The sequence below is a fragment of the Blastocatellia bacterium genome (assembly GCA_035573895.1).
In the GTDB taxonomy this organism is placed as follows: Bacteria; Acidobacteriota; Blastocatellia; order HR10; family HR10; genus DATLZR01.
In genome coordinates this window covers 1-11,516 of sequence record DATLZR010000037.1, presented here as the reverse complement: position 1 = coordinate 11,516, position 11,516 = coordinate 1, and the positions used below count along the sequence as shown (strand labels likewise).

Annotated in this window: 8 protein-coding genes; 4 read left to right on the top strand and 4 right to left on the bottom strand. The window is 60.7% G+C overall.

Annotated features, from left to right (window positions below):
- The 4 genes from VNM72_04215 to VNM72_04200 all read left to right on the top strand — a co-directional run.
- Positions 1–2,974 (top strand): TonB-dependent receptor (locus VNM72_04215; protein ID HXF04603.1); only part of this gene is annotated, 2,974 nt, incomplete at its 5' end.
- A gap of 79 nt (positions 2,975–3,053) precedes the next feature.
- Positions 3,054–4,043, top strand: coding sequence for a ketoacyl-ACP synthase III (locus tag VNM72_04210; GenBank protein HXF04602.1), 990 nt, complete (start codon positions 3,054–3,056; stop codon positions 4,041–4,043).
- Positions 4,044–4,073: 30 nt separating this feature from the next.
- Entirely contained in the window at positions 4,074–5,861 is a 1,788-nt protein-coding gene (locus tag VNM72_04205) for a long-chain fatty acid--CoA ligase (protein ID HXF04601.1), read from the top strand.
- 959 nt (positions 5,862–6,820) lie between these two features.
- Complete coding sequence (locus tag VNM72_04200) at positions 6,821–7,186, top strand: hypothetical protein (protein HXF04600.1); 366 nt, start codon at positions 6,821–6,823, stop codon at positions 7,184–7,186.
- A 543-nt stretch (positions 7,187–7,729) separates the two neighbouring features.
- Here the strand turns inward: VNM72_04200 and VNM72_04195 are convergent.
- The 4 genes from VNM72_04195 to VNM72_04180 form a co-directional block, all read right to left on the bottom strand.
- Positions 7,730–9,046: a heterodisulfide reductase-related iron-sulfur binding cluster gene (locus VNM72_04195; protein HXF04599.1), complete on the bottom strand. Its 1,317-nt coding sequence runs from the start codon at positions 9,044–9,046 to the stop codon at positions 7,730–7,732.
- Positions 9,043–9,255: a hypothetical protein gene (locus tag VNM72_04190; protein ID HXF04598.1), complete on the bottom strand. Its 213-nt coding sequence runs from the start codon at positions 9,253–9,255 to the stop codon at positions 9,043–9,045. The genes VNM72_04195 and VNM72_04190 overlap by 4 nt, the downstream gene beginning before the upstream one ends.
- Positions 9,256–9,323: 68 nt before the next feature.
- A complete protein-coding gene (locus tag VNM72_04185; GenBank protein ID HXF04597.1) occupies positions 9,324–10,631 on the bottom strand; it encodes an FAD-binding oxidoreductase in 1,308 nt (435 codons plus the stop codon).
- A gap of 233 nt (positions 10,632–10,864) precedes the next feature.
- Positions 10,865–11,516 (bottom strand): FAD-linked oxidase C-terminal domain-containing protein (locus VNM72_04180; protein HXF04596.1); only part of this gene is annotated, 652 nt, incomplete at its 5' end.

The window sequence follows — 11,516 nt, the reverse complement described above, 5'->3', positions numbered from 1 at the left end:
CGTGACGGCGGAATCGCCGCTCGTTCAGGAGGCGAGTTCGCAGATGGGGCGGGTCATTGACGAGCGAAGCATACGCCAGCTCCCTTTGCCGACGCGCAATTTTCAGCAACTGCTCGCGCTCTCTCCCGGAACCATCGCATCGCTGGCCAATAACACCGAGATGGGACGCGGTGACATCGCCATCTCGGTCAACGGTCAACGGACGACGAGCAATAACGTCGTCATCAATGGCGTGGAGGTCAACAGTCCGGGGACGAACTCGACGCCGAACCTGGCCACGCCGGCTCCCGATGCCATTCAGGAGTTCATCGTCCAGACGAGCCTGTACGATGCCTCGCATGGTCGCAACGCCGGCGGGAATGTGGCGGCCATCACCAAATCCGGATCGAATGAATTTCACGGTAACGTCTACGAGTTCCTGCGCAACCGGGTGTTGAATGCGAACGATTTCTTCCTCAATGCGTCGGGCCAAAAGCGCCCGATTCTCACGCGCAATCAGTTTGGCGTCACGCTCGGAGGTCCGATTGTTCGAGGCAAGGCGTTCTTCTTCGGTTCCTATCAGGGCACGCGCGAACGCAATGGGGCGTCGCTGACCAACAGTCTCACCTTCCTCAATCTCAATTTCTTCGTTCCGGGACAAGCGGCGCCGGTTCCGCTGACCGATGATCGGAGTCGGGAGGGCCTGGCCGCGCGATTTGGTGTGCCGGCAACCGAGATTCATCCGGTGGCGCTGGCGCTGCTCCAGGCGCGACTGCCGGGCGGTCAGTTCGCCATCCCGTCATCGGCCAATCCGGTGGGACCGACGGCGCTCTCGGGTATTTCGCGCTTTCGGGAAGATCAATTCAATGCCAACGGCGATGTCCAGTTGACGCCGACGAACAAACTGACGGGGAAAGTTTTCTTCTCCCAGGCCCCGGCTTTTCAGGCGCTCTTCAGCTTCGTGGGATCGAATGCGTTTCAGGTTCCCGGCTATGGAGGGGATTTCAGCCTGCGCCATCGCGTGGTCTCACTGACGGACACGCACGTTTTCGGCCCCTCGGCGGTCAACGAGATTCGTCTCGGGTACAGTCGAATCCGCGCCGCTTCCTCGCCGCAGGAACCGCTGAGGGCAGCCGACTTCGGCATTCGCAATCCGTTGGGGGCGCTCTTCCCCGGATTGCCGACCATCGGGGTGACCGGTGCCTTCACCATCGGGTCAACGCCGCTGGCCGATCAGGCCTCGACGGTGCAGACGGGCATCCTCAGCGATACGTTTTCCCTCATCCGGGGCCGACACGCGCTGCGCCTGGGGGGCGATGTGCGTCGCTACTGGGTTGATTTCTTCTTCAACTTCTTTTCTCGCGGACAGCTCATTTTCAATACGTTTCAGGATTTCCTGCGGGGGATCGTGGGGACATCGCTTCTGGGCTCGGGCGTGCCGGATCGAGGGATTCGCGCCACCGACATCGCCGCCTTCGTTCAGGATGACATTCGCGTGAACGCTCAGCTGACGTTCAATCTCGGCCTGCGCTACGAATTCTTCGGAGGATTGAGCGAACAGCGCGGACGACTGGTGAATTTTGATCCGCGCCAGTTTCGCGCCGGAACGCCCGCGGCGCCCGCTCTGCCGCCGAACGGATTCGTGCAACTGAGCAATGCGCGGCCGCCGCTTCCCGGTGTGCCCACCGTCGGCGAGACCCTCAACCCCGGTGACAGCAACTTCGCTCCTCGCTTCGGTTTTGCCTGGAAGCCGCTGGAGCGAACGAATCGGCTGGTGGTCCGTGGCGGCTATGGAATTTACTTCGATCGGTTCTCGACGCGCTTTGCCAATTCGCAAATCTTCAACTATCCCTACGGCATTATTGCAGCGGCCGTGAGTCTCCCCGCACAGGGGCTAGTGGTCCCCTTCAACGATCCGTTCCCGGATGTCCCTCCACCCACCGCCTTCCCGGTGACGCCGACCAATCCGGCTCCGATCTTCATCACCACGTTCGTTCCGGGACGCGGGCGCCTTCCGCTCGCGCCGGTGGGGATTTCCGGTATCTTCGTCTCGCCCGATGTGCGTTCTCCGTATGTGCAGCAGTATACGCTGGGGGTTCAGCTTCAGGTGACCGATCATGACCTGCTCGAAGTGGCCTATGTGGGATCAAAAGGGACGAAACTCATCACCGTGTTTAATCTGAACCAGCCGCCGGCGACCGGTGGGGCCGCTCCTTTCCCGGGGTTTTCCACCAATAAAGGCATCGCCAACGGGATGCAGCAGGTTCAGACGGCGGGTGTTTCCAACTACAACTCGCTTCAGATCAGTTTGACGCGACGGTGGGCGCGAGGTTTGCAGATGCTCGGATCGTATACCTTCGGGAAGTCCATTGATGAATATTCGGGAGAGCTGGCCAACGAGCTGACAACCTTGCCCGGAGATCAGCAGAATTTCCGCAGTCATCGCGGCCTGTCGTCGTTTGATCGTCGTCATCGGTTCGTCGCCAGTTTCGTCTACGACCTGCCGCGCCTGTACCAGGGGTCGGCAGCCGTCGCCCGTCACCTGCTGAACGATTGGCAGATCGCCGGGATCGTGACGTTGCAATCGGGCTTGCCCTTCACCGTCTTTCACGCCGTGGGATCAGCCGTCTTCAATCGGGCCGATTTCGCCCCCGGCTTCAGCGGCTCGGCGGAGATCGAAGGTTCCGTCCACAGCAAGCTCACCCGCTTCTTCAACACCAGCGCCTTCGTTGCTCCCCGCGTGGGCTTTGGTAATTCCGGGCGAAACATCCTGCGCGGACCGGATCAGCGGAATGTGGATTTCTCGCTCATCAAGTTCATTTCCCTGGCCGAGCAGGTGCGGCTCGAATTGCGCTCGGAGTTCTTCAATCTCTTCAACACGGTCAATTTCGCCAATCCGAATGCCAACGTTGCCGTCCCGGCGACCTTTGGCCGGATCACGGCCACGAGCACGGGTCCGCGAGTGGTTCAATTCGCCCTCAAGCTGAACTTCTGATGGTGGAGCGAGCGCGGACTTTCCCGTCCCGTGATTTCAAACAGGCGGGAAAGTCTGCGCCACACTTTGGGAGAGGGAGATGGCGCGATTTGCTCGAATCATCGGCACGGGACTCTCGGTGCCGGAGCGGGTCGTCAGCAATGCCGAGTTGAGCCGCTGGCTCGGTGAGGATATTGATCCGTTCGTTTCGCAGGTTCTGGGGATTTCCGAACGGCGGTGGTGTCGGGAGGACGAGAGTACGGCGGATCTGGCCGAGGGCGCCGCTCGACGTGCTCTGGAGAGCGCCGGTCTGACTCCGGCGGATGTTGATCTCATCGTTCTGGCAACGGATACGCCGGAGTATCTCTCGCCCGCCACATCGGTCGTCGTTCAATATCGCCTGGGAGCGACGCGAGCCGCAACCTTCGATGTCAATTGCGCGTGTGCCGGGTTCGTAACGGCGCTTGATGTCGGAGCCAAGTACATCCAGGCCGATGAGCAGTATCGCCATGTGCTCGTCATCGGAGCCTATGCCATGAGCAAGTACCTGGATCGGGCGGACAAAAAGACGGTGACGATTTTCGCCGACGGTGCGGGAGCGGTCGTGCTTGGAGCTTCACGGGAGCCCGGCATCCTGGCCTCGCGATTGCTGGCCGATGGACAGTTTCACGATTATCTCGGCATCTACGCCGGAGGAACCCGACTGCCGATCACCGAAGCGGTGCTGCGCGAAGGCTATTTCACCAAGGTGCGATTCGTCAAGAAATACCCCCCGGAGACGAATATCGAGGGGTGGCCGAGAATCATCGAGCGAACTCTGACGGCGGCTCGGCTCACGCTCGAGGAGATCGCGCTCTTTCTTTTCACCCAGGTCAATCTGAGCACGATTCGCGCGGTCATGGACAGACTCGGCCTGCCCCTGTCGCGCACGCATACGGTCATGCACAAGTGGGGCTATACCGGGTCGGCCTGCATCCCGATGGCTCTGGACGATGCCGTCAGAGAGGGAAAGGTTCAACCGGGAGACCATCTCGTCTTGTGCGCGTCGGGCGGGGGGATGAATATGGCCTGTGTGGTGCTTCGCTGGTAGGAAAAAGAAGACGCTCCGTGAGGATATTCGATGAGCTATCGTAACCTCGGTCAACTCTTTCACGAGCGTGTGGAACGATATCGCGATCGTCCGGCATATTACGTGCGCCGGGGAGATCGGTGGCAGCCGCTCACGTGGGCCGAGTGGAGCGAGCAGGCTCGCGCCTTCGGCCAAGCGCTTCTGGCTCGCGGGCTCGGCCCGGGCGAGTCGGTCGCCATCCTGATGGGCAATCGTCCCGAATGGCCGGTGAGCGACGTCGGCACAATGCTGGCCGGAGGCGTCACCGTGGGGATTTATCCCACCAGCTCCGCCGAGCAATGTCGTTACATCATCGCCCATTCCGATGCTCGATTTGTCCTCGTGGATACGCCGACGCAATGGGAGAAGATTGCCCGCGTGCGCTCGGAGCTGCCTCAGGTGCGCCTGATCATCACCGTGGAGGATGTTGCCGGGGGAGCCGAGGGCGTCGTCTCCTTCGATCGGTTTCTCGATGTCGGGCGCGCTCACCGCGAGGCTGTCGCTCCAATTCTTGACGAACGGAGTCGCCGCGCCACGCTCGACGACATTGTGATGATGGTCTACACCTCCGGCACGACGGGACTGCCGAAAGGAGCCTGCCTCAGTCATCGCTATGTCCTCAACAGCGTCCTCTCGCTCAATGAGGTGATTCCCTTGAGCGATTCGGATGTGAGCCTCTCCTATCTCCCCTATTGCCATGTGGCCGAGCGCATTTCCGGCCTCTATAACCGCATGTATGCCGGCGTCACGGCGTATCTGGTCGAGGATCTGGCGAAGTTCTGGGACTATGTGGCGGAGGTTCGTCCGACGATTTTCGCCAGCGTGCCGCGCTTCTATGAAAAGGCCTATGCCCGCATTCTCGCCGATCTGGAGGCGGCCCGTTCGGAAGAGAAAGAGCGAATCCATCGAGCCTTGCGCATTGGCCGTCAGATCAGCGCCCTGCAGCAGGCCCGACAACCGATTCCCGATGATCTCCGTCGGGCGTACGAGGAGGCCGAGAGGACGGTCTTTCCGCAACTGCGACGGTATCTCGGCGGTCGCGTGCGCTATGCCACATCGGGTGGCGCCGCGCTGCATCGTTCGCTCGAAGAATTTTTCGCCGCCATTGGCCTGCCCATCCTTCAAGCCTACGGGCTGACGGAGAATGTCTGCGTCGCCTTCAATCGTCCCGATCATTACAAGTTCGGGACAGTCGGACCGCCCATGCCCGGCTGCGAGGTGAGAATTGCTCCCGACGGCGAAATCCTCGTGCGCAGCGAGATGATGTTCAGCGGATACTACAAAGAGCCGGACAAAACCGCCGAAGTGGTCATCGAGGGCTGGCTCCACACGGGAGACCTCGGCGCTCTCGACGAGGAAGGATTTTTGACCATCACCGGACGGAAGAAGGAAATCATCGTCACGTCAACGGGCAAAAACATCGCTCCGATTCTTCTGGAGAACATGCTCAAAGAACATCCGCTCATCAGTCAGGCGATGGTCTACGGGGAGGGCAAAAGTTACCTCGTCGCGCTTCTCACGCTGAACGTCGCCGAAGCCCTCGACTATGCCCGTGCTCACCATATTCCGGCGACGAGTCTCTCCGAGTTGGCTCATCATCCCGCCATCGTTCGGCTCGTCCAGGAGATCGTTGACCGGGTGAATGCGCGCGTCTCTTCGACGGAAGCCATTCGCCGATTCGCCATTCTCGAGCGAGATTTCACCATCGAGGAGGATGAACTGACTCCCACGATGAAGGTGAAGCGGTCGGTGGTCGCGGAACGCTATCGGGATGTGCTCGAACAGCTTTACCGCGAATGACGCCGCTTCTATAAGGGTTGCGAACTGCTGACGAAACTATGGAGAACCCCGGATAAATCGGTTATCCCCTCCATCCGGTGTTGCGCACGTTGCCGAACTGTCAGTCCGAAACTGCCACTACGGTGTCGGATCCGGTTGTGCAGCGTGCTCCTCTGGAACTCGGTTGGGACCTCAGTGCGGGGTGAATCTAAGGCGTTAGGGGCGATCCGCCCCCGAGCAGCGAATGCCGCCGGTTCAGTGGGATGGAGCCTGTTTCAGCCCGCGACAGGTGTCATGAGTATCTTCTCAAGTTCTCAAGAATTCGTGGCAGCCCTTGATCCCGGTCAGAGTCAAGGAGCCTCAATGCACACACCATTTTGTACTAGAAACGAATGACTTGGGTGTATACCGACTTTCGTGGCCCCAATTGGTGTAGGGCAATATTCCTGTGGCTCGCAGCCTTTGGTCTTCAACGTATTCAAGACCCCGAAGGGGCGCGGTCGGACTTTACGTGGGGAGAGAGAAAGTCATGCCCGGGCCCACTCGAGTCGAATGTGGAGGCGGGCTGTATCATATCGTCACCCATTCTGCGAGACTTCAGACCTCAGAATACCGATGGCGGAATGCAGATTACGGATTGACTAGCCCATGATGAGCCAGCCGCTTCGCGCCTTTAGTCTGAATGGTCACGGATATCACGCCCCTCAGTCCTTCCACATCCCTCCTCGCTAGGCTCATTGGCAGCGATTGAGACAGGCGTGGCACTCTCGGATACTCAGTGGCTATAATCATCAACCATGAAGAAAGTGAAGAGTCAGACGGTCTCGGATCCTTTCGCTCTCTCCCTGGACGAGTACCTGGCGTTGAACGAAGAGCAGCAGTGGACGCTGTCCTAAAAGCTATACGAGCAGTATGCCGATTGGATTCAGCAGCAGTTCCAGAAGACTGGGGCGGCTCTGTTGGTCGTCTGCGACGGGAAGGTGATCTACTCTTCTCCCGACCGCTATGACTTCCGGGCAGATGAGGTCGTGGTGCAAACCGAGCAGCAATGGAAAAAGCCCTGCTTCATCCTGACCTCTCCCCCTCTGGTGGAAGAGGTGGCCGCCTGGTCAGATCTCGGGCAGGGCGATTATTATCCCACCGTGGAGATCTTCTTGGGAGCCCGTGTCTGGAACGACGATGAAGTCTTCAGCCGAGGTGCCCGGATCACCAGTGACTTTGATACCGGTAACCCGGCCCTGGCCGTCTTTGATGAGGTCGTCTGCTACCGCCTGAGCGGGGAACAGCGTCCTGTAGCCAGGACGTGCACCTGGGCCGCCCCTACCGTTACCGGCCGCGGCCGATGAAGGTGGGACTAGACGATGGGCGGCGGAGACGCGTCATTGAAAGGGTAGTGGAAGGCGTCCAGCATTGGGATGATCCGACGCGAAATCCCTTCAAACTGGCCAACCCGAATCGGCGGGGATTCGTAGGCCGAGACCTCATGTTCCAGTTGCTCTTCCAGATCACTTTAAGATCCCCAGAGGTACCAATCCGAGTGGTCGCTGCTCTGAAAGGCTGAGGGCGGATGAAAACTCTGGGAAATTCTTAGAACCAGGCGTGTGGGCCAGGAAGCGCGAAGATGAAATCACATACCGATTGCCGAATTCGGGTCGCGGATTGACCAGTCCATGACGAGCCAGCCACTTCGAGCTTTCAACCATGTTCAATGGTAACGGTAGTCATAGGCTTAACCGTGGCGGTGGCTTCTGAGTCCCGAAAACGCCCTGAGTTTGTGCCTGGAAGTTGTTGATGGTTAGGCAGGGAGTATCTACCTCATTCGGAGCTATTCGATTTGGTGCAATTGGGAGCGACCACGATCTAATGTGGAGCTACCGTGGCGACCGGCATCACTCGGGATATGTTTGAGCGATCAGCTCGATCGGGTGCATGACCCGCGTGGTCATTCCGGCGCGACGGAGGCCGCTCGTGATATGCATGAGGCAGCCGGCATTGCCGGTGACCAGAATATCGGCTCCCGTGCGGCGGATGTGTTCGAGCTTGCGCTGGAGGATCGCGTCGGCCCAATCGGGATGAAGAAGATTGTAGATTCCGGCGCTGCCGCAGCACATCTCGGCTTCGGGCAGAGGAACAAAGCGGATGCCGGGAAGCTGTCGGAGCAACTCGATGGGCGCGCGCATGACTTTCTGCGCATGATGGAGATGACAGGGGGCATCGTAGGTGACGGTGGCCTCCACCGGTTGGGGTCCCGGCCGGAAACCGATCTCGATGAGATATTCGCTGATGTCTCGCACGCGAGCGGCAAAGGCGCGGGCGCGCGTGTGAAAGTCGGGATCGCCGGAGAGCAGATGACCGTACTCTTTCATCATCGCTCCACAGCCCGCGACATTGACAATGATAGGAACCGTTCCGGTAGCTTCAAACACAGTGATATTTTTTCGCGCCAGTCGTCGGGCATTGTCCAGATCTCCGGCGTGGGCGTGGAGAGCGCCGCAGCAGACCTGATCGGGAGGATCGGTGACGGTGCAGCCGTGCGCCTGAAGGACGCGATGGGTCGCCCGATTCGTATGCTCGAAAAGCTCCCGTCCGACGCAGCCGGCAAAGAACGCAACCGGGCGGGACGACGACGGAGCCTCGACGCGCTGGTCATGCCTGGCGCCGGAAGAGCGCAATGAGCGATCACCCTCGATCGGCGCCGTGGCCAGCAGCAACGACAACGCTTTCTCCCATCGCGCCGGAAGGAGTCGGCTCTCGATGATTATCCGTGCCAGGGTCGAGCGTCGCAGCCAGCGAGCGGGCGCAAAGAAGAGATGGAGCCGTCGGGGCGACACGAACAGATGGGCGAGGGCAAAACGAATGAGTCGCGTCGCCGGATCGGGTGGAGTCATCGGACGGAGAGCGATCTCGGCTCGAGCGGCTTCGAGCACGCGCCCGTAGAGCACGCCCGACGGGCAGACCGTTTCGCAGGCGCGACACCCCAGGCACAGATCAATATGCCGACGGAAGGCCGGTTGGTCCACTGAGAGTCGCCCTTCGGCCACGGCGCGCATCAGGTACAGTCGGCCGCGCGGCGAATCGTTCTCGTCACCGGCCAGAAGATACGTCGGGCATGCGCTCAAACACAACCCGCAATGAACGCAGGCCAGCAGCTTGTCCGCTTCCGCCTGCAAGATTCCCGCCAGTGTCGTCATGCTCGCCGAATTCACAACCGCCGCTCCTTCGTTTCATGCTTCGGGAGTGCAGCGCCCTTGTTCCCCGTCGAGGGAACGAAACTTCTCCCTTCGAGGTCTTCCCGCACGAGGGGACCGAGCTTCGCGTCACGGCGCTCCCGTGCGCCCGTGCCCGTGGGCGGTCCGGTGGCGCTCGGTCCCACTGTATCGTTCTCGAAGCCGTTCCACCGTCTCATTCGCTCCATGATTCCCCTCGTATCCCTGGCTTGCGTTTGCTTCTGACCGCCCGTGCAGCAGGCAAGGAGCGTCACATTCAGATTCCGGCGACGAAACGCCCCGGACTGAAGATGCGCCCCGGATCGAATTGTTGTTTGAGCGCTCGCATGAGCGAGGCCGTCGGGCCGATCTCTCCCCACGCATCGAGTTCCCGTTTGATCTCTGCCGGTGCGGCTTCGACGATGAGGTGGCCGCCGATCTGCCGGCACATCGCGCGCAGAGTTTGTACCACCTGAGCGAGCAACGGAAACCGATGTCGAGGTAACATGCCGCCGGCTCGAACGACACCCGTGCCGAGATAGGCGATGACCGACGGGTTCTCGATCAACTGCGACAGCTCCTGATGGCAAAAGGTGAAAAGGGAAGTCGTCTGCGCCGGCAGGGCGCTCAATCGAAGAATGAACTCGCAGTTCATCAGGAATCGAGTGGAAGCCAGTGTCTGCCAGAGCGAAGCCGCTCGCGCCTCATCCAGCCGGATGGACGAAAGCGCGTGATGAGCGGTGATCTCCGCGAAGCGATCGAGCTGATAGCGGATGGCCGGTTCTGTCTCGATGAATCGCACGAGCAGCGAGGGCTCAGCCGGCTCGAGACCCAGCATTCGACCGGCTCCGCTGTTGACCAGGAGGACTGCCGCAGGCATCAGCTCCGAGGACAGGAGGGCTCGAGCGCAGGCCGAGAGCGCATCGGTCGAGGCTTTGCTCACCAGGACTGTGGCATCGCCGTCGGGACGCGGTCGCAGTTTGAGATTGATGCGGACGATCACGCCGAGCGTTCCGTAGCTTCCCACAAACAGCTTGTTCAGATCATAGCCGGTGACGTTTTTCACCACGCGCCCGCCGGATTTGATGAGCCGACCGGTGCCCTCGACGACTTCGATCCCGATGACGTAGTCGCGCGGCCGTCCGTAAGCGTAGCGCAAGGGGCCGAAATCATCGGTGGCGACGATTCCTCCGAGCGTCGCCTGGTCCGATCCCGGGGGATCGAGCGGGAGCCACTGGCGGTGGGATTGGGCGGTGCGATTGAAAGTCATGAGCGTGCATCCTGCTTCCACCCGCGCCGTCAAATCTGCCGGTTCATAGTCGAGGATGCGATTCATCCGCGCCAGGGACAGCAGGACGTCGCATCGTTCCGGAGGGTTCCCCATGGCCAGGCGCGTGCCCTGACCGCTTACGATGAGCGCGTGATCGGTGGTGCGAGCCCAGGCAACAACGGCGGCGACTTCTTCGCTCGTCGCGGGCCGGACGATGACGGCGGGCTTTCGCCCATCGAGGGTGACTTCGCTTCTGTCGCCGGGGATGACATTGTCCTCACCCACGATGGTGGCGAGTTCGTGTGCGACGCTCACGCTGTCTCCTCCGAAAAATAACCGCGGATTTCACGAGCTTCTGCCGATTTTCTTCCCCGTGAGAATCGGCGTTATCTGCGGCTTCCTTTTCATCGTTTTCGGTTGAGCCGGACTCCTCTGAAAAATGCCACGAAGCCGGCGAAATTGAGCAGGTCTCGCCGATCGCTCATCCGCGGACACCTTCCATTCTGTGGACGAATCTCTTTCTCATCGTTTCGGGGCTGCGGCACGGGTCAAAAAGCCCGGCAGCGTCGCACGGGCAGGACCTTTCCCGGATTGCACAGTCCCTGGGGATCGAACACGGCGCGCACGCGGGCCATGGCATCGAGGTCCGCCTCGCTGAAAGCCAGCGGCATGTACTTGATCTTATCGAGCCCGATCCCGTGTTCGCCCGTCAGCGAGCCGCCCACGCGCAAGCACAGCTCCATGATCTCGCGGCTGGCCGCATCCACGCGAGCGACTTCCTCCGGATCGCGCCCGTCGTAGCAGATGTTGGGATGGAGGTTGCCGTCTCCGGCATGGAAGACGTTGGCCATCTTCAAGCGGTAACGAGCGGCGATGCGATAGATCTCGGGAAGGACCTCGGGCAGCTTGCTGCGGGGAATGACGGCGTCCTGCACCATGAGATCGGGGCTGATGCGACCCATGGCGCCGAAGGCTCCCTTGCGTCCGGCCCAGAGGCGAGCGCGCTCCGCCTCGTCGCGCGCCTGTCGGACCGTGCGTGCACCCCATTGATGACAGATCGTGATGATGCGTTCGGCGTCATGATCCACGCTCACCCGCAGTCCGTCGAGTTCGATCAACAGGACAGCGGCGGCATCCGTCGGTAATCCTGAGGCGTAGACCGAATCTTCGACCGCCTGGATTGTCGCCTGATCCATCATC

What these genes read in the sequence shown, in the direction of transcription:
- VNM72_04210 (HXF04602.1), top strand. Translation starts at nt 3,054, where the DNA reads ATGGCGCGATTTGCTCGAATCATCGGCACGGGACTCTCGGTGCCGGAG.
- VNM72_04205 (HXF04601.1), top strand. Translation starts at nt 4,074, where the DNA reads ATGAGCTATCGTAACCTCGGTCAACTCTTTCACGAGCGTGTGGAACGA.
- VNM72_04190 (HXF04598.1), bottom strand. Translation starts at nt 9,255, where the DNA reads ATGGAGCGAATGAGACGGTGGAACGGCTTCGAGAACGATACAGTGGGA.